This is a genomic window from Bradyrhizobium sp. SZCCHNS1050, from assembly GCF_032484785.1.
Classification (GTDB): Bacteria; Pseudomonadota; Alphaproteobacteria; order Rhizobiales; family Xanthobacteraceae; genus Bradyrhizobium.
Genome location: NZ_JAUETR010000002.1, coordinates 1,473,054 through 1,491,770, shown reverse-complemented (window position 1 = coordinate 1,491,770; position 18,717 = coordinate 1,473,054). Strand labels below are relative to the sequence as shown.

Here is an 18,717-nt window from a genome sequence, read left to right as displayed (position 1 = left end):
GGAACTGCCGCGTGCAATGCCGCGCGGCCATGCGGGGCCCGCGATTGACAAGCAGTGAGGGCTGCGTCACGCAGGCGCCATCATGTCGTCCACCGTCCCGATCGGCGCGCGCGATCTCTTGAAGCAAAGCGCGTTCCTGTTCTTCCTGTCGTCCCGCAGCCTGTCGCGCTTTGCGAGCCAGATCGCGGCGGTGGCGATCGGCTGGCAGATCTACGATCTGACCGGGCGCGCCTTCGATCTCGGCATGGTCGGGCTGATCCAGTTCCTGCCAACGGCACTGCTGGTGTTCGTCGCCGGCAGCGCCGCCGACCGATTCCAGCGCAAGCGCGTCGTGCAGCTCTGTCAGCTCGTCGAGGCGCTGACGGCGCTCTATCTGTGCTGGGGCGCTTACGCCGGTCAGCTCGGCGAATTCCAGCTGTTCGCGGCCGTCTTCGTGCTCGGCATTGCCGGCGCCTTCGAAAGTCCGGCCACGGCGGCGCTGCTGCCGCTGATCGCGCCGTCCGGCACCTTGCAGCGGGCCAGCGCGCTGTCCAGCGGTGCAGCGCAGCTCGCGACCATCGCGGGGCCTGCGATCGGCGGCTTCGCCTATGCGGTCGCGCCCGGTGTGCCCTACGGCATCATGATGCTGTTCTGGATCGGAGGCATGGCCCTGACCGGCCTGATGCAGGTGCCTGATGACGTGCCGGCCGAGCGGCTCGAGGGCAGCAAGGACGATCTGTTCGCCGGCGTCCGCTTCATCCGCGCCAATCCGGCGATCCTCGGCACCATCTCGCTCGATCTGTTCGCGGTGCTGCTCGGCGGCGTCACTGCGCTGCTGCCGATCTACGCGCGCGATATTCTCGACACCGGGCCGTTCGGGCTCGGCGTGCTGCGCGCCGCGCCAGCGGTCGGCGCGCTGGCGATGACGGCGGTGCTGGCGCGCTACACCATTCGGCGGCGCGTCGGCCTGCGCATGTTCCAGGCGGTCATCGTGTTCGGTGCGGCGACGGTCGTGTTCGCCGTCTCGCATGTGATGTGGATCTCGGTCGCTGCGCTCGCCGTTCTCGGCGCCGCCGACACCGTCAGCGTCGTGATCCGCTTTTCTCTCGTTCAGCTCGCCACGCCCAACGAGATGCGCGGTCGCGTCGGCGCGGTGAACTTCCTGTTCATCAACGCCTCCAACCAGCTCGGCCAGTTCGAGAGCGGCGTCACCGCCGCGCTGCTAGGGGCCATGCCCGCCGCCATCCTCGGCGGCGTCGGCACCATCGCGATCGCGCTGGCGTGGATGAAGCTGTTTCCCGAGCTGCGGAAGGTGGAGCGGTTGGAGTAGGGCGAGCCGGCCGCGCTCTCTCCGTCATTCCGGGGCATCGCGCAGCGATGAGCCCGGAATCCATCACCATGAGACGTCGTGTGACGAAGATAAATGCCACATCCATCTCGCGCCACACCACCGCGTGTGGCTATGGATTCCGGGCTCGCGCTTCGCGCGCCCCGGAATGACGAGTGGAGAGAGCAGGGAGCGGGATCTGAAAGAAGTGATCACCCCCGTCCCACGAATGGCATCTTCGTCGCCATCACCGTGATGAACAGGACGTTGGCGTCGAGCGGCAGGCCGGCCATGTAGGCGACGGCGTCGCCGACCGCCTTCACGTCCATGCGGGGCTCCGGCATCATGCGGCCGTCGGGCTGCAGCACGCCGCCGACCATGCGCTCGGTCATCGGCGTCTCGGCGTTGCCGATGTCGATCTGGCCGACCGCGATGTCATAGGCGCGGCCGTCGAGGTTCGACGCTTTCGTCAGACCCGTGATCGCGTGCTTCGTCGAGGTGTAGGGCGAGGAGAACGGCCGCGGCGCGTGCGCCGAGATCGAGCCGTTGTTGATGATGCGGCCGCCGCGCGGCGATTGATCCTTCATGATGCGGAAGGCGTGCTGCGTGCACAGGAACGGCGCAGTGAGGTTGGTCGCCACCACCGACTGCCATTGCTGCAGGGTGAGGTCCTCGAATGGCACCGGTGGCGCGCCCATGCCCGCATTGTTGAACAGCACGTCGAGCCGGCCGTAGGTCGACTTCACGGTGTCGAACAGCCCCGCGATCGAGGCGGGGTCCATCATATCGGCGGAGACGGGGAGGCTCATGCCGGCTGGGCCGAGCTTGGCGGTCTCCTCCAGCATCTCCTTGCGGCGACCGGCCAGCACCACGGTGAAGCCGGAGTTCATCAACGCGAGCGATGCGGCGCGGCCGACCCCCGTGCCTGCGCCTGTCACCAGCGCGATCTTCTTTGCCGCTTCAGCCATGTTTCCTCACCTTCAGTTCAAGTGTTTTGCAGTTTCAGTGTTTTGACTCGCTCTGAGTCTTATAGGGCGGCCTTGGAATGTTGTTATGCGCAGCGCGCAGGGCCGCCGACCAGCGCGAGCGGAGATCGTGGAAATAGGGCTCGCCGGCCTCGATGCGATGATTGAGGTCGGCCTCGCAGGCCTCCGCGCGCACCACCAGCACGTCGATCGGCAGGCCGACGCCGAGATTGGAGCGCATCGTCGAGTCCATCGAGATCAGGCCCGTCTTCAGCGCCTCGTAGAGCTCGACGTCGTAATGCATGGCGCGGTCGAGCACCGGCTTGCCGTATTTGTGCTCGCCGATCTGCAGATAGGGCGTGTCGGTGGTGCATTCGATGAAGTTGCCGGCGGTGTAGACCATGAACAGCCGCATCCGCGAGCCCTTGATCTGGCCGCCGAACAGGAAGGAGACGTCGAACGAGATGTCTTCGGCCTTCAGCGCCGGGCCTTCGGTGGCGTGCACCATGCGGATCGCCTTGCCGATGCGCTGTGCGGCCTGAAACATCGTCGGCGCGTTCATCAGCGTCTCGACCTCGCCGGTGTCGGGGTCTTCCATCCCTTCGGTCAAGGTCGATAGGACGGACTGGCTGATGGCGAGATTGCCGGCGCTGGCGACCGCCACGATGCGCTCGCCCGGATTGGAGAAGATGTGCAGCTTGCGGAAGGTCGAGACGTTGTCGAGACCGGCATTGGTTCGGGTGTCCGCGATCATGACGAGGCCGTCACGCACCAGAATTCCGCAGCAATAGGTCATCTCAGTCCCCTCGAGCCATTGCGCGAATTACTAGCGAAAATCGGCCTCCCGTCCACCCCCGCCAATGTCGAAGCCGGAATGAGCGGTCGCTCCACAAAAGGTCGTCATTCCGGGGCGGAGCGAAGCGACGAACCCGGAATCCATCGCTCCGTGCATTCTGCCACCCGATGGATTCCGGGCTCGCGCTTCGCGCGCCCCGGAACGACACCATGGGTGGAGCGCGCGTTCCAGAATTCAGGACTGCCGCTGCGACTGGGATTGCGACGGACCGCCGCGGCCGACCTGCTCGACCTTCACTTTCACGGTGAGCGTCTCGGTGCCGCCGCCATAGCGTGTGCCGCGCACCGGCGCCGCACCGAGATAATCGAGCCCGATCGCGACCCGGACATGAGCGTCGGTGGTGCAGATGCAGTTGGCGGCGTCGAAACCGACCCAGCCGAGATCCGGTACATAGGCTTCCGCCCAGGCATGGCCGGCCTCCTGGTGCGCTGCACCATCGGAACGCAGGAAGTGGCCGGATACGAAACGCGCGGGAATGCCGGCGGCGCGCGCGCAGGCGATGAAGATATGCGCATAGTCCTGGCAGACGCCGCGCTTCAGCACGAAGGCTTCCGCCGCCGAGGTGCCGCTGTGGGTCGGATCCTCGTCGAAGGTCATGTGCTCGTAGACCTGCATCATCAGCGTGTGCAGGAGGCCGAGTACGTCGCTCTCCGACTCCGCGCGCAGATCGCGCACGACGGCGGCCATGGCCGCATTTGCGGCCGTGAGCGGCGTCTGCCGGAGGAAGAAGCTGGGCGGGAAGCGTTCGTCCGCTCCCTTCAGCACGCCGCCGGTGTCGTGGGTCTCGACCAGTCCTTCGGCGGTGATCGTGAGGTCCTCGAGCGCGCCATGCGTGATCACGTGGGTGACGTTGCCGAATGCGTCCTCGTGCATGTCGAGGCGGGAATCGGTCGACACGTCGATCTGCCACTCCGCCACATATTGGCCGTCATTGCTGCCGGGCGTCATGCGGATGATCTGGATCGCGCCGGTCGCCGCCGGCTCGTAGCGGTAGGTGGTGGAATGGGAGATACGCAGGCGCATGGCGGTCGACCAGTCTTCGTCAGATGTACTGTCCGCGGTAGCTCGTTTCACCTCTCCCTGAAAGGGGGAAGGAGGATCCCTCGGGCGGAGGGCAGGGGCCGGGTGCCGGACGTGGTCTCGCAGTCACAGTCCGACGGCCGCCCATCGCCGTATTCGCCGCGCTCCAGGCGCTCAGATCAGATACTGCTTGGTGATGATCTCTCCGAGCCGTGAATTGTCGGCGATGAACTCCTGGATGAACTCGTGCACGCCGCGCTGGAAAATGTCGTCCATGTTGGAGTGGTCGAGCCGGTTGCGGACGCCGCGGGCATGGCGCTGCGCGGCCCCCTGGCGGCCATAGGCGACGCCAATCTGGTCGAGATTGCGGACGAGGTTGCCGTAGCAGCTCGCCAGCGAGCGCGGCAGCGTGTCGTTGAGGATCAAGAGGTCCGCGATCAGCCAGGGCTTCAGCGTCTCGCGATAGACCCAGTGATAGGCCGTGAGCGCCGAGACCGAACGCAGGATCGAGGTCCACTGATAATAGTCCAGCGGGCCGCCGACATGCTCCTCCTCGGGCAGTAACACGTGATATTTGACGTCGAGGATGCGGGCGGTGTTGTCGGCGCGCTCCAGATGCAGCCCGAGCCGCGAGAACCAGTAGGCGTCGTTGCGCAGCATGGTCCGGTAGGCCGAGCCGTCGAAGCGCAGCGAGGTTTCCTGCACGAAGCGCAGGAAGCGCGCCAGCTCCTCGCGCGTCTTGGTGCCCTTGCTCCAGACCTCCTGGAGCTCGATCCAGGAGCCGTTGAGGGTGTCCCACATCTCCGACGTCAGCGCCGTCCGCACCGAGCGGGCGTTGAGGCGGGCGGCCTCGATGCAGTTCTTGATCGAGGACGGGTTCGACTGGTTGAACGAGAGATATTCGACGACGTTCTGCTCGTTGGCCTCGGAGTAATGCTCGTAGAAGCTGACATTGACGCCGGCGGTCATCAGCGCCGATTCCCACTCATTGGTCTTGCCGATATAGGCCGCGGGAAGCGCCGTGACGCGCAGGGTGGCGTCGATGGTGCGGGCGAGGTACTCGGCGCGCTCGACGTAGCGGGCCAGCCAGTACAGATTTTCGGCGGTGCGCGACAGCATGGGCAATCTATGAGGTGCGATGTGAACCCGCCCCTGCGACGGGGAAGGCATGCACGGGAACGAAGCGCGTGAAGCGAGGGCGGCGAGGCTTACTCATCCAGCACCCATGTGTCCTTGGTGCCGCCGCCCTGGCTGGAATTCACCACCAGCGAGCCTTCCTTCAGCGCCACGCGGGTGAGGCCGCCGGGTACGATGGTGGTGCGGTCGCGTCCCGTCAGCACGAACGGGCGCAAATCGACATGGCGCGGCGCCAGGCCAGACGCGACGCAGGTGGGGCAGGTCGAGAGCGCCAGCGTCGGCTGCGCGATGAAGCCCTCCGGCTCGCGCTTCAGCTTGTCGCGGAACGCCTCGATGGTCGCCTTGGTCGCGGCCGGGCCGATCAGCATGCCGTAGCCGCCCGAGCCGTGCACCTCCTTGACGACGAGCTCGCCGAGATGGTCGAGCACGTAGGACAGATCCTGCGGCTCGCGGCAGCGCCAGGTCTGCACGTTCTTCAGGATCGGCTCCTCGCCGAGATAGAACTTCACGACATCGGGCATGTAGGAGTAGATCGCCTTGTCGTCGGCGATGCCGGTGCCGACCGCGTTGGCGAGCGTCACGTTGCCGGCGACATAGGCCGACATCAGGCCGGGCACGCCGAGCGCCGAGTCCGGGCGGAAGGTGAGGGGGTCGAGGAAGTCGTCGTCGACGCGGCGGTAGATCACGTCGACCCGCTTCAGCCCCTCGGTGGTGCGCATGAACACCTCGTCGTTCTTGACGATGAGGTCGCGGCCCTCGACCAGCTCGATACCGAGCTTGTCGGCCAGGAACGAGTGCTCGTAATAGGCGGAGTTGTAGATGCCCGGTGTCATCAGCGCCACCGTCGGCTCGGCCGAGGCGCTGAGCGGCGCCACCGAGCGCAACGCCGACAGCAATTCGTCCGGATAGCGCTCGACCGGCGCGACGCGGTGGCGCGCGAACAGGTCCGGAAACAGCCGCATCATGATCTCGCGGTTTTCCAGCATGTAGGACACGCCCGACGGCGTGCGCGCGTTGTCCTCGAGCACGATGAAGTCGTTGGCGTCGACGCGCACGATGTCGATGCCGGCGATATGGACGTAGACGTCGTGCGGCACGTCCTGGCCGTTCATCTCCGGGCGGAACACCGGGTTCTGGAAGATCAAGTCATCCGGGATGACGTTGGCGCGGAGGATGTCCCGGCCATGATAGATGTCGCGCAGGAACATGTTCAGCGCCTTGACGCGCTGCTTCAGTCCCTTCTCCAGCAGGGTCCATTCCTTGCCCGAGAGGATGCGCGGGATCACGTCGAACGGGATCAGCCGCTCCTGCGCCTCGGCCTCGCCGTAGACCGCGAAGGTGATGCCGATTCGCCGGAACAGCAGCTCCGCCTCGTGGCGGCGATACTCCAGCGCCTCCGGCGGCGTTTCCTTCAGCCACCGCGACAGCTCCTGATAAGCCTGACGGACCTCGCCGCCCGGCCCGTTCATTTCGTCGAACGCAACTGCCATAGATGCCCGTGTGTCCCAGCCTCGCCATACACTGCATGACTCCTCGGGATGGTAGCAAGGGCCGGGCCAGCGCGATATGCATTCTCCTGCGGCATTTCGTGGGGGGTGCTAAGGCCGTGCCCGAAAAACCGGCTGCGTGGTGCTCAAATCCGCGGCATAGACTGCGACGTTCCGGATGACATTGGCGCCGTGGCGGGCCAAAAGAGACGACAGATGCGAGGAGAAACCATGAGCGAGATCGTCACCGCGGGGTTGCTGGTCATCGGCGACGAGATCCTGTCCGGCCGCACCAAGGACAAGAACATCGGCTTCATCGCCGAATACCTGACCAATCTGGGCATCGACCTCAAGGAGGTCCGGGTGGTCTCGGACGACGAGCCGGACATCATCGCGGCGCTCGATGCGCTGCGGCACCGCTACACCTATGTGTTCACGACCGGCGGCATCGGTCCGACCCATGACGACATCACCGCGGATGCGATCGCCAAGGCGTTCGGCGTCGGCATCGACCACCATCCCGAGGTGGTGGCGCGCTTCCGCGAGCGCTGGAGCGAGCAGGAGCTCAACGAGGCGCGGCTGCGCATGGCGCGCATCCCCGACGGCGCCGAGCTGATCCAGAGCGCCACCATCCTGGCGCCCGGCTTCAAGCTCGGCAACGTCATCGTCATGGCCGGCGTGCCGTCGATCATGCAGGCGATGATGGACATCGTCGCGCCGAAGCTGAAATCGGGCGTGCGCATGCTGTCGGAGACTGTGCGCGCCAATGCCCGCGAGGGCGACATCGGCGGCCCCCTGCGCGAGATCGCCAAGGCGCATCCGGACACCATCATCGGCAGCTATCCCTTCATCGACGAGGACCAGAAGCCGAACACGCATCTCGTCGTGCGCTCGCGCGACCAGGACAAGCTGTCGGCCGCGATGGCAGCCGTGAAGGAGATGCTCGCCGGGCTCGACGTGACGCGCTAAAGCAGGTGCAGCTGTCGAGAACTCACGGACGAGATGAGATGCCAGACAAGACTTTGAGTGCAGAGGAGCGCGCGGGCCGGGCCTTCCCGGTGTCCTGGGACCAGTTTCATCGCGATTGCCGGGCGCTGACCTGGCGGCTGAACGAGATCGGGCCGTTTCATGCCGTCGTGGCCATCACCCGCGGCGGACTGGTGCCGGCGGCGATCGTGGCGCGCGAGCTTGGCGTGCGCGTCATCGATACGATCTGCATCGCGAGCTATGACCACACCAAGCAGGGCGAGCTGCAGGTCCTGAAGGGCATCTCGGCCGACACGGCGCAACTCGGCGGCGGCACCGGCAAGGGGCTCCTGATCGTCGATGATCTCGTCGACACCGGCAAGACCGGACGCATGGTCCGCGAGATCCTCCCCGACGCCCATTTCGCCACCGTCTACGCCAAGCCGAAGGGCCGGCCGCTGGTCGACACCTTCATCACCGAGGTGTCGCAGGACACCTGGATCTTCTTCCCCTGGGACACCGCGCTGTCGTTCGCGCCGCCACTGCGCGACGGGGCGGCGTAAGCCCGGAGAGTGGCGAATAGGGAGTAGCGAATAGGGAATTCGGGTGGGCGAGGCGTTCGCTATTCGCTACTCCCCATTCGCTATTCGCCAGCCGAAGGCTCGCCATGCCGCTGCAGAACCGCGTCACGCCGATGGGCGATATCGTCGCCGCGCCGCATCGCGGCCTCTTCACCGGAAATCGCGGCATCATCCACGACCCCGCGACGAAGACGCTGCTGAACCGGCGCTGGTCGAGTCCCGCCTGGCTGGTCTGCCTGTGCGAGTTTCGCGGCAAGCGCCGCAAGGTCATGGCAACGCAAAGCTGGACCGAGCTGTTCTTCCTTGACGAGGCGACCGCGCTCGCCGCCGGTCATCGCCCCTGCTTCTACTGCCGCCGCGACGACGCCAAGAGGTTTCGCACCGCATGGCAAGAGGGCAACGGCGTCGGGGCTCTGCGCATCTCCGAGATTGATCGCGTGCTCCATCGCGAGCGCCTCGATCGCGGTCGCAAGCGCCTGCATCCGCTGCCGACGCCGCTCGCCGCCTTGCCTGACGGGGCCATGGTGCAGGCAGGCGAGGAGAGCTTTCTGATCCGAAAAGGCAGGGCGCTGCCCTGGTCGGCGGCGGGCTATGACGCGCCACGCGCAGGGATCACCGACGCGTTGCTGCTGACCCCGCCCTCGACGCTGCGCGCGATCCAGGCGGGCTATGCGCCGGTGCTGCATCCGAGCGCGATGACCTGACCGTCGGGTGATCGGGGCGCCGCGCGGATGTGCCGCGCGGAGCTCCGCGCGTCACCACGTGTAGCGCACGATGCCCTTGCCGGCGTAGCTGCGGGTCACATCCGAGAACTCGCCCTCGAAGCTCGCGGCGGCCGACCAGCCATTCCGCCACTTCATTTCAGCGGAGACCGTGGTCAGCGCTGAATTCTGCGCCTGCCGCGCGCCGTTGACGACGAAGGATGCGCCCGGAAGGGTCTGGAACGTGGCCCCGGCCGACCGGCTGGGGTTGAAGTCATAGGCCCAGGCGAAGCGGCTGCGCAGCGTGAAAACGCCATCAGCCAGCGCATAGGCCTTGTCGGTGCGCAGGCCCAGTTCCGACCGCGTATCGGTGACGTTCTGCGATCCAAAGCGTAGCGCGAAGGTATTGGCGCCGGAGACCGCATTCTCCGCATAGCCCGGCAGGCTGAACGTCGTGAACTGCGCCGCGGCGTAGGGCGTGATCCCGAACCCCATCCAGGGCGACACGAAGCGATAGCCGCCCTCGACCCGGCCGGCAAAGGTGTTGGCGTCGAAGTTGGCGCGCAGCTGGTCGACGCCGGCCACCGTCACGGTGCGGTTGGTGGTGATGTTCTGCCAGCCATAGGCCAATGCCGCGGAGATATAGGCCGGGCCGACCGTGTGCCGGACGAAGGCGCCGGCCTGGAACAGGTCGGACCGGCCGCTGCCGCCATTGGCGACGCTGAACGTGGTGCCGCCGCCGGCCATCGAGAACCCGGCGATCGTGGACGGCGAGAAGCGGTAGTCGGCGCCGACGGCCGTGCCGTAGATGTTGCTGGTGGTATTGTTGGACCCGAGCGCGGTGTTGCCATCGGTGGTCTGCGAGCCGCCGAAGCCGGCTGCCCACACGCTCCAGCCCGGCCTGGCCACGGGCGCGGCCGGCGCCTTGGTGTAGATCGCGGCCAGCGCGTCGTTCGGATTGCGCTTGGACGCAAAAGCGAGCGTCTCCTCCGCGTAGCCGATCGCGCCGCTGGGCGCAGAGCCCTGGTCGCCGCGGCCGCCGACGAACGGATCGGTCATGACGCCCATGAATTGCGTCATCGCATTGAACGTCGTCTGTTGCGAGCCGGTCGCGGTCTCGCCCGAGATCTGCGTCAGCCCCGCTGGCGTCAGCCCGGTGAAGACGACGGGAATGCTGCCGTTCGTGTTGAAGTAGTTGCTGAGCGCGTTGCTGACGTTCTGCTGGTTGATGTTCCCCGACGAGCTCATCGTCAGATTGAGGAAGGCGTTGTTGGCGTCGTAGCTCAACGTCGCGCTGAAGCCCGCCGGCAGGTTGGTGTTGGTGACGCCGCCGAAGGTGCCGCTGACACCGCCGGTGGCGGTGAGAATGGTGTATTGCTTGGAGATGTAGCTGCCGTTTGCGAAGGTTGCGGTGACGGCGGCGCCCCCGAGCGTCGCAGTGCCGGTGACGGTGGCGAACGACGCCGTGCTCGGATTCACCTGCACCAGGTATTGCGCGCCCGACTGGAACGCGAGGTTGCCGACGATAGCCATGGAGGACGCCGGGGTGCCGTTGCCCGGCGCGAACGAACCTGAGATCGTCGCGTTGGCGCCGGTGACGGTGCCATCTCCGCTCAGCGTGCCGAACGTCTTGTTGAAGCCGTTGAGATCCAGCGTGGCGCCGGACAGCACGCTGAACACCGTGCTGGCGCCGAACGCGCCGGCCGAGGCCGCGCGCAGCGTACCGGCGTCGACATTGGTCGCGCCGGTGTAGGTGTTGGTGCCCGAGAGCAGCAGGATGCCGCCGCCCGCCTTCACCAGGGTGCCGGCGGACGCGCCGTCGCCGACGATGCCTTGCAACGTGGTCGTGGTCGCGCCGGCTACGTCGATCGTCGACAGCCCGGCAATCTTGAAGTCGCGGCCGTTGGCGAACGTCGTCGTGCCGGTGACCGCCAATGTGCCGCCATTGGAAATGATCACGTCGTTGGCGACGTTGCCGAGATTGGCGGTGGCGCCGACCGAGAGCGTGCCGGCGCTGATGTTGACGTTGCCGGTGAACGTATTGGTCGCCGACAGCACCAACGTGCCGATGCCGGTCTTGTTGATCGCCGTGTTGACGCCGCCGGTCGTCAGGCCGGTGCCGCCGATGGAGTCGCCGTAGGTCACGGTGCCGCCGGACACGCCGATATTGGCCGTCACGCCGCTCAGGAAGATGCCGGCGCCCTGCGCTGCGCCGGCCGCTGCCGAAAATCCATTGATGGCGCTTGGCCCGATGCCGATGCCGGGGGTGCCGGCGGCGCCACCGGTGACGGTGTTGCCGGAAATCGGCGAGTCGAGAATCGTCAGCGTACCGCCGGTGGCGACGTAGATGGCGCCGCCATTGCCGGCGCCGCCATTGCCGCCGGCGCCGCCGTCGGAGCCGGGTCCGGGACCGCCCGCGCCGCTGGCGTTGGTGGCGCCGTCGCCGCCGGTGCCGCCGTTGCCGCCATTGGCGTTGCCGCTGCCGCCGGGATTGTTGTTGGTGTAGGTGTTGCTGTTGGTGGTGCCGGAGCCGCCGCCGCCACCGCCGCCGTCACCGAGCGCGGCGCCCGCGGTGCCGGCCGTGCCTTGCGTGCCGGTATGTCCGCCCGTGCCGCCCGCGCCGCCGCCGCCGCTGGCGCCGCCGTTGTTCGCGGCACCGCCCGCGCCGCCGTTGCCGCCATTCACCGGGTCGGCCGCCGCATTCTGTGCGCTGCCGCCATTGCCGCCGGCGCCACCGGTGGCGCTGTTGCTGGTGAAGGTCACCGCGGCGATCGTGACGTTGGCGCCGCTGCCGACCAGCAGGCCGCCGCCGGCACCGAGACCGCCACCGCCGCCGCCGCCGGAGCCATAGGCCAGGCCGCCGCTCTAATAGCCGTTCTGGCCGTTCTGGCCGTTGCCGCCGATCGCGGCCGTGTTGGTGATCGCCAGGCTGGAGATGTTCACGGTCGGCGCGTTGGCACCGTTGACGACGATGCCCTGAAACGAGGAGGCGCCGTTGATCGTCTGGCCGTTGCCGGTGATGTTCACCGTGACGTTGCTGTTGGCGGCCTGCAGTTGCGCAAGCGAGCTCGACAGCGTGAAGCCGCTGGTGATGTTGATGGTGACGGTCGAGTTGGCGCCGGCGGCCGCGACCGCTGCCACCGCCGTATTCCAGTCGGTCTGGTTGGCGACGTCGATCGCCAGGGCCTGGGTGCTCAACATGGTGCCCGCAAGAAGAACCGAGAGGGTCAGCCAGCGCCGCGACTTCGGCGCAGCAAACATCGTTCTCGCAAGGCAAGCCATTGCATTCCCCAATAATGAAAGCGGAGGTCAGATACGAATTGGATTAAGCAGCAAAAAATTCACGCCACACTTGTGGCCAAGAAATGAAATGTTAGGACACATACTGTCAAGCGCAGCAAAGACACACAGCGTCGGGAATGTTGTGCGTCTGGTATTTTGCTACCAAGGATAGATTTTCCCCATCCGGCGACCGTGATCGATGATCGCTGCGATCTGCCGCAAAACACAGAGCAGTGCATATGAAAGGCTGACGTGGCCATCGCGGCGGTCGTGCAGGGGCAGCAAAGGCGCGGCCGTGCTGTTGCGGCGAATCGCGCGTGGTGAGGCCGTGCTCACCTCGGATGCGCTCTTACTTTGATTCCAGGCCCGTGTGCGTGTCGCCTCCCGGCGCGATCGCGATTGAGCCAGGGCCCCGAGCGCGATGCCTTGGGGGGCGGCGAGCCGTCGACGCCCTTGCCTCGGGTCTGACCTGACATCTGAGTCAGGCAAACCTTTGCCGTGCCAGCTTTGCGCCGGTGCCGAGCGCCATCAGCTTGGCCTCGGCGATCTCGCGCCGCATCGGCGCCATGCCGCAATTGGTGGTGGCGATGATGTTCTCCTTCGGCACCACCTTCATGACGTCCTCGAGGGTCTTGCAGACGTCCTCGGCGGTCTCGATCGCGTCGCTGGCGACGTCGATGACGCCGGCCTGCACGATCTTGTTCTTGAGCAGGCCGAGCAGCTCGATCGGCACCTTCGAATTGCGGCATTCGACGGCGACCTGCTGGATGGTGCTGGCGTCGATGACCGGGAAGGTCTCCTCATACTGCCGCCACTCGCCGCCCAGCGTCTCCTTCCAGTCGGTGTTGGCCTTGATGCCGTAGCCGTAGCAGATGTGCACGGCAGTCGGGCAGGTCAGCCCTTCTGCGGCGCGCTCCAGCGCCCTGATGCCCCAGTCGCGCACCTCGTCCATGTAGACGTTGAAAGCGGGCTCGTCGAACTGGATCATGTCGATGCCGTCGTCGTGCAGCGCCTTGGCCTCCTGGTTCAGCAGCTCGGCGAAGGCGAACGCCATCTTCACACGGTCGCCGTAGTAATTGTCGGCGATGGTGTCGATGATGGTCATCGGTCCGGGCAGCGTGAACTTCAGCGCGCGCGTGGTGTGCGTGCGCGCGATCCGCGCCTCGTCGCCATGGACGCGGCCCTTCAGCGACAGCGGCGCCACCACCTGCGGTACCATCGCCTTGTAGCGGTCCTTGCGGATGCCCATCTCGACCTTGTGGGCGAAGTCGATGCCCTCGACACGTTCCAGGAAACCGTGCACGAAATGCTGGCGCGACTGCTCGCCCTCGGTGAGAATGTCGATGCCGGAATCCTCCTGCAGCTTCAGCGCCAGGATCGTCGCATCGCGCTTGGCACGCGCCAGCTCCTCGCCCTTCGACTTCCACGGAGCCCACAGCACGTTGGGCTCGGCCAGCCATTCCGGCTTCGGCAGCGAGCCTGCGATGGTCGATGGAAACAGCATGGTCGAACTCTCCAGCATAAAGGCGGTCAGGCTTGAGCGCCTGTCTGCCATGGCTTACCCTTTAGGTACAGAAGAACGAAGCCGCCTCGCGTGTTCCGCAGCGCGGCATAATGGTCCGGGGAAGGAATCGTGGAAGGATGATCGATCTCCATTATGCGCCGACGCCGAACGGCTGGAAGATCTCGATCATGCTCGAGGAACTCGGGCTGCCCTATACCGTCATTCCCGTCGACATCCGCGCCGGCGACCAGTTCAAGCCGGAGTTCCTGGCGATCAGCCCGAACAACCGGATTCCCGCGATCGTCGATCACGCGCCGGCCGATGGCGGCGCGCCGTTCCCGGTGTTCGAGACCGGTGCCATCCTGATCTATCTCGCCGACAAGACCGGCCGTTTCCTGCCGCAGGAGACGCGGGCGCGCTCGCGTGTCATCCAATGGGTGATGTGGCAGATGGCCGGACTGGGACCGATGATGGGGCAGCACGGCCATTTCGCGCTCTATGCGGCTGAGAAGATCCCTTACGCGATCCAGCGCTACCGCGACGAGGTGGCCAGGCTGTTCCACGTGCTCGACGTGCAGCTCGGCAAGACCGGCGCCTATGTCGCCGGCGACGACTATTCGATCGCGGACATCGCCTGCTTTCCCTGGATGATGACGCACAAGGCCCAGGGATTCACGCTCGACGACTATCCCGACATCCAGCGCTGGTACGCGGACCTGCGCGCGCGGCCCAAGCTGCAGGCGGGGCTGGCGATCGGCAAGTTCGTCAAGGAGCCGTTCAACGAGCAGTCGCGTCATGTGATGTTCGGCGCGCGCGCGAAGGAGATGACGGGGCGGTCGTGAGCGAGCTCCGCGGCATCGCGAGGAGCATGGGGATCAGCCATCCAGACCGTATGTTGCAGCCCCTGGATTGCTTCGTCGCTACGCTCCTCGCAATGACGGAGAGAGTGGTTTGCACCAACTCTCTCCGTCATTGCGAGCGAAGCGAAGCAATCCAGGGCCACGACCACACTCCGGATTTTTGCGCGCGCAAAGGCGAACTTATCGAGACCTTGAGGAAACACACATGATCGAATTCTTCTTCGACTGCTCCAGCCCCTGGACCTATCTTGCCTTCCACAACATCCAACCGCTCGCGCAAGAATTCGGCGTCGACATCGTCTGGCGGCCGATCCTGGTCGGCGGCATCTTCAACACCGTCAATCCCAGCGTCTATGCGCAGCGCGAGAAGCCGGTGCCGGCCAAGGCGGCCTACACGCTGAAGGACCTCGACGACTGGTCCCGCTCGGCCGGGCTCAAGATCAAGATGCCGCCATCGGTGTTTCCGGTGAACAGCGTCAAGGCGATGCGCGGCTGCATCTGGCTGGGCCAGGACATGGTGCCGTTCGCACGGGCCGTGTTCGAGATCTATTGGGGCGAGGACCAGGACATCTCGCAGGATGCGGTGCTGACCGAGGTGTGCCGGCGCGTCGGCGTCGATCCGAAGGCGTTCTTCGATGGGATCGCGCAGCAGGGCATCAAGGACCAGCTGCGCATCAACACCGAGGAGGTCGTCAAGCGCGGCGGCTTCGGCTCGCCGACCATCTTCCTCGACGTGACCAACATGTATTTCGGCAATGATCGGCTGCCGCTGATCCGCGAGGCGCTGGCGCGGGCGAAGGGGCGCGCCTGATGCCGCGTGCGATCGTCTGCCGCGAGCTCGGTCCGCCGGAGACGCTGCGGCTGGAGGCCCTACCGCCGCGCTCACTCGGTGACGGCGAGGTGCGGGTGAAGATCCGCGCTGCCGGGATCAACTTCCCGGACATCCTGATGGCGGCCGGCGAGTATCAGCTCAAGCCGGAGCTGCCGTTCACGCCCGGCGTCGAGGCCGCCGGCGATGTCGTCGAAACCGGGGCCGCCGTGACCGGCCGCGCCGTCGGCGACAAGGTGATCGTCCGCATGCGCTTCGGCGCCTACGCGGAGGAGGCGGTGGTGGCAGGGAGCCAGCTCACGCCGCTGCCGTCGACTTTCGACTACGCGGAAGGCGCGACCTATCTCGCCGGCCACGGCACCGCCCATCACGCCCTGGTCGATCGCGGCCAGCTCAAGCCCGGCGAGACGCTGCTGGTGCACGGCGCCGGCGGTGGCGTCGGCCTCGCCGCCGTCGAGATCGGCAAGCTGCTCGGCGCAACGGTGATCGCGGCGGCGTCGTCGGAGGAGAAACTCGCGGTGGCACGCGCGCGTGGCGCCGATCATCTCATTCTGTATTCACGCGGGCCGTTCCGCGACGCCGTCAAACACATCACCGATGGCCGCGGCGTCGACGTCGTGTTCGATCCCGTCGGCGGCGAGGTGTTCGAGAACAGCGTGCGCTGCATCGCCTGGGGCGCGCGGCTGCTGGTGGTCGGCTTCACCGGCGGCATCGGGCTCGCACGCACCAATCTGATCCTCATGAAGGGCGCAAGCGTGCTCGGCGTTCGCGCCGGCGAGGCGGTGCGGAAGGATCCCGAGCTGGGCGAGCGACGGATGGCTGCACTGCTCGCGTTCGCCGAGCAAGGCAAGCTGCGGCCCAACGTCTCCCACCGCGTGCCGTTCGACAATTACGCATCGGCGATGCGGCTTCTGATCGAGCGCAGGGCCATCGGACGCGTCGCGCTGGTGATGGATTAGTTGGCAGGCGTCTGCCCAAAAATTCGGCGGATGGGGCTGTGTATTTTTTTACCACTGGATTCATAGAGTGATCGGACAGGTCGAGGCCGATCATGTTGAAGACGTCGAAGATACTTCACCGCATAGCCCTGTCTGCATTGCTGCCCATCGTCACACTGGCCGCGTTGGCGGCCTACGAGATTTCCACGAAATGGGCGGTGCGTGTCGAGATGACGCGCATGCAGCCGGCGGCGGACGCCGTCGCCAGGCTCAGCCGCTTCGTTCATGAGCTGCAGCGTGAGCGCGGCATGTCGTCGGCATTTCTGAGCAGCAAGGGCACGCAGATGCGTGCCGAGCTGGATCAGCAGCGCAAGCTGACCGATGGCGAGCGCGCGCACGCGGTTGCCGCGCTGGACGGGCTGCGCCGGAGCGCCGCACTGGCCGAGGCGGCGCAGGCGGGCGAACAGGCGTTGACGCAGCTCGATCGCCGCCGCGGCGACATCGATGCCCAAGCCGTCACGCCGGCGGCAGCGGTCAGCTCGCTCAGCGAGATCGTCAGCCGGCTGATCAGCCTGATCAGCGGCATATCGAGGCTCAGCGATGACGACGATATCTCCAAGGCGATCATTGCCTATGGCAATCTGACCGAAGGCAAGGAGCGCGCCGGCCTGGAGCGCGCGGTCGTGGCGGGAGGCCTTGCCGCCGGTCGCTTCGAGCAGGCCGCCTACGCGCGCGCCATAGGGCTGGCTGCGGCGCAGGACAGCTATTTCGCGGCCTTTCGCGCCGCCGCCTCGGCGAAAGGACGTGCGGCGTTCGATGCGGCGATGACGGGACCGGCGATCGACGGTGTCGTGGCCATGCGAAAGGTGGTGGATCAGGGCGGCGTCAGCGGTGATTTCAAAGGGCTCGCGAGCAAGGCCTGGTTCGATGCGGCCACGCTGCGGATCGATCTGCTGAAGCAGGTCGAAGACGCTCTGGCCGTCGAGCTGTCCGAGCTGATGGCCGGCAAGCAGGCCGCGGCCACGGCCAGCCTCGCCGCCGTCGGCGCGCTGCTGCTGGTCGCCTTGGCGCTGAGCCTCGCGATCGTCGTTGCGCTGGCGCGCAGCATCACCGGGCCGATCAACGCGCTTGCCGATACGATGACGCAGCTGGCGAAGGGCGATGTGAGTGCTGCAATCGACGCGGTCGATCGGCGCGACGAGGTCGGCCTGATGGCGAGGGCAGTGCAGGTCTTCAAGGAGAACATGATTCATGGTGCCGAGCTCGCTGCCAGGGATGCGGAAGCGATGAGCCAGCGCGCCGAAAAAGCCAAGCGCGTCGGCGAACTGACCGACCGTTTCAGCGGTGACATCGCGGCCGTGATCGACAGCGTGATCTCAGCCTCGGCACAGCTCGAATCGACGGCCGCCGTGATGAATCGGACGGCGAGCCGGACCTGCAGTGAAGCGAGCAGCGTCGCGCAGGCGACCGAGGCCGCGTCGAGCAACATGCAGACGATGGCCGCTGCGACCGACCAACTGTCGAGCTCGGTCGCGGGCATCGGCGGTCAGGTGACGCAGTCGGCCGACATGGCGCAGAAGGCGGCCGCGGAGGGGCAGAGGACCAACGAGACCGTGCAGGGCCTTTCCAGCATGGCCGAGCGGATCGGCGACATCGTGCGGCTGATCAGCGACATTGCCGGCCAGACCAATCTTCTCGCGCTCAATGCGACCATCGAGGCCGCGCGGGCGGGCGAAGCCGGCCGCGGCTTTGCCGTCGTCGCCGGCGAGGTGAAGCTGCTCGCCGAGCAGACCGCCAAGGCGACCGGCGAGATCCGCGCGCAGATCTCCGGAATGCAGGAGGTGTCGAGCGAGGCCGTCCGGGCCATCCGCGGCATCACCACGACCATCGGCGAGCTGAACGAGATCGCGTCGTCGATCGCGAATGCCGTCGAGGAGCAGGGCGCGGCGACGCGCGAGATGGCGCGGAATGTCCAGCACGCAGCCAAAGGGACCGACGAAATTTCGCAGAACATCCAGCAGGTCACGGCCGCCGCAAACGAATCCGGCGCCACCGCCAGCCAGGTGCTCGGGGCGTCGGCGGAGCTGCTGCGTCAGTCCGAGAGCATGCGCCGCCATGTCGACGACTTCATTCGCGGCATCAAGGCGGCGTGAGCGATCGCACGCGATGTGATTGGCGCGGTGATTGGCTGCCGAGGTCGATTGCGATCCTGGTGCTGCTGATGGAGTCGTTGCAGTTGCCGCCCACGCGGCGTCGTCCCGGCCTTGAGCCAGGACCAATACCGC

Annotated in this window: 16 protein-coding genes; 8 read left to right on the top strand and 8 right to left on the bottom strand. The window is 66.4% G+C overall.

Features of this window, described 5'->3' with window-relative positions; translation table 11 throughout:
- The first annotated feature begins 82 nt into the window (after window positions 1-82).
- Entirely contained in the window at window positions 83-1,309 is a 1,227-nt protein-coding gene (locus QX094_RS31265; RefSeq protein ID WP_315749409.1) for an MFS transporter, read from the top strand.
- 209 nt (window positions 1,310-1,518) lie between these two features.
- On the opposite strand, the gene QX094_RS31260 is transcribed toward QX094_RS31265, so the two are convergent.
- The 5 genes from QX094_RS31260 to QX094_RS31240 form a co-directional block, all read right to left on the bottom strand.
- Window positions 1,519-2,274, bottom strand: a complete 756-nt coding sequence (locus QX094_RS31260; RefSeq protein WP_316175559.1) for an SDR family oxidoreductase — start codon at window positions 2,272-2,274, stop codon at window positions 1,519-1,521.
- A gap of 34 nt (window positions 2,275-2,308) precedes the next feature.
- Window positions 2,309-3,067 (bottom strand): peptidase, encoded by a 759-nt coding sequence (locus QX094_RS31255; RefSeq protein WP_315714729.1) that lies wholly within the window; start codon window positions 3,065-3,067, stop codon window positions 2,309-2,311.
- Window positions 3,068-3,301: 234 nt separating this feature from the next.
- Window positions 3,302-4,150, bottom strand: coding sequence for a transglutaminase family protein (locus tag QX094_RS31250; RefSeq protein WP_316175561.1), 849 nt, complete (start codon window positions 4,148-4,150; stop codon window positions 3,302-3,304).
- A gap of 171 nt (window positions 4,151-4,321) precedes the next feature.
- Window positions 4,322-5,266: an alpha-E domain-containing protein gene (locus QX094_RS31245; protein ID WP_315714727.1), complete on the bottom strand. Its 945-nt coding sequence runs from the start codon at window positions 5,264-5,266 to the stop codon at window positions 4,322-4,324.
- Window positions 5,267-5,355: 89 nt separating this feature from the next.
- Entirely contained in the window at window positions 5,356-6,774 is a 1,419-nt protein-coding gene (locus QX094_RS31240; protein ID WP_315714726.1) for a circularly permuted type 2 ATP-grasp protein, read from the bottom strand.
- A gap of 228 nt (window positions 6,775-7,002) precedes the next feature.
- Here QX094_RS31240 and QX094_RS31235 point away from each other — a divergent pair, with 228 nt between their 5' ends.
- The 3 genes from QX094_RS31235 (at window position 7,003) to QX094_RS31225 (ending at window position 9,022) form a co-directional block, all read left to right on the top strand.
- On the top strand, window positions 7,003-7,740 hold the full coding sequence (locus QX094_RS31235) for a competence/damage-inducible protein A (protein WP_316175562.1): 738 nt from the start codon (window positions 7,003-7,005) through the stop codon (window positions 7,738-7,740).
- A gap of 38 nt (window positions 7,741-7,778) precedes the next feature.
- Window positions 7,779-8,300, top strand: a complete 522-nt coding sequence (gpt, locus tag QX094_RS31230; RefSeq protein ID WP_315714724.1) for a xanthine phosphoribosyltransferase — start codon at window positions 7,779-7,781, stop codon at window positions 8,298-8,300.
- Between the two features lie 104 nt (window positions 8,301-8,404).
- Entirely contained in the window at window positions 8,405-9,022 is a 618-nt protein-coding gene (locus tag QX094_RS31225) for a hypothetical protein (RefSeq protein WP_316188431.1), read from the top strand.
- A 51-nt stretch (window positions 9,023-9,073) separates the two neighbouring features.
- Here the strand turns inward: QX094_RS31225 and QX094_RS31220 are convergent, their stop codons facing one another.
- The 3 genes from QX094_RS31220 to QX094_RS31210 form a co-directional block, all read right to left on the bottom strand.
- Window positions 9,074-11,782 carry an autotransporter domain-containing protein gene (locus QX094_RS31220; protein WP_316175564.1) on the bottom strand — a complete coding sequence of 903 codons (2,709 nt, stop codon included), beginning with the start codon at window positions 11,780-11,782 and terminating at the stop codon, window positions 9,074-9,076.
- A gap of 102 nt (window positions 11,783-11,884) precedes the next feature.
- A complete protein-coding gene (locus QX094_RS31215) occupies window positions 11,885-12,280 on the bottom strand; it encodes a pectate lyase-like adhesive domain-containing protein (RefSeq protein WP_316175565.1) in 396 nt (131 codons plus the stop codon).
- Between the two features lie 502 nt (window positions 12,281-12,782).
- A complete protein-coding gene (locus QX094_RS31210) occupies window positions 12,783-13,805 on the bottom strand; it encodes a methionine synthase (protein ID WP_316175567.1) in 1,023 nt (340 codons plus the stop codon).
- Between the two features lie 137 nt (window positions 13,806-13,942).
- Here QX094_RS31210 and QX094_RS31205 point away from each other — a divergent pair, with 137 nt between their 5' ends.
- The 4 genes from QX094_RS31205 to QX094_RS31190 all read left to right on the top strand — a co-directional run bounded on the left by QX094_RS31205 (window position 13,943) and on the right by QX094_RS31190 (window position 18,585).
- Window positions 13,943-14,647 carry a glutathione binding-like protein gene (locus QX094_RS31205; protein ID WP_315749420.1) on the top strand — a complete coding sequence of 235 codons (705 nt, stop codon included), beginning with the start codon at window positions 13,943-13,945 and terminating at the stop codon, window positions 14,645-14,647.
- Window positions 14,648-14,870: 223 nt separating this feature from the next.
- Window positions 14,871-15,476, top strand: coding sequence for a 2-hydroxychromene-2-carboxylate isomerase (locus QX094_RS31200; protein ID WP_316185309.1), 606 nt, complete (start codon window positions 14,871-14,873; stop codon window positions 15,474-15,476).
- Window positions 15,476-16,453, top strand: a complete 978-nt coding sequence (locus QX094_RS31195) for an NADPH:quinone oxidoreductase family protein (protein ID WP_316185311.1) — start codon at window positions 15,476-15,478, stop codon at window positions 16,451-16,453. The genes QX094_RS31200 and QX094_RS31195 overlap by 1 nt, the downstream gene beginning before the upstream one ends.
- Before the next feature lie 92 nt (window positions 16,454-16,545).
- Window positions 16,546-18,585, top strand: coding sequence for a methyl-accepting chemotaxis protein (locus QX094_RS31190; RefSeq protein ID WP_316185313.1), 2,040 nt, complete (start codon window positions 16,546-16,548; stop codon window positions 18,583-18,585).
- Window positions 18,586-18,717 lie beyond the last annotated feature (132 nt).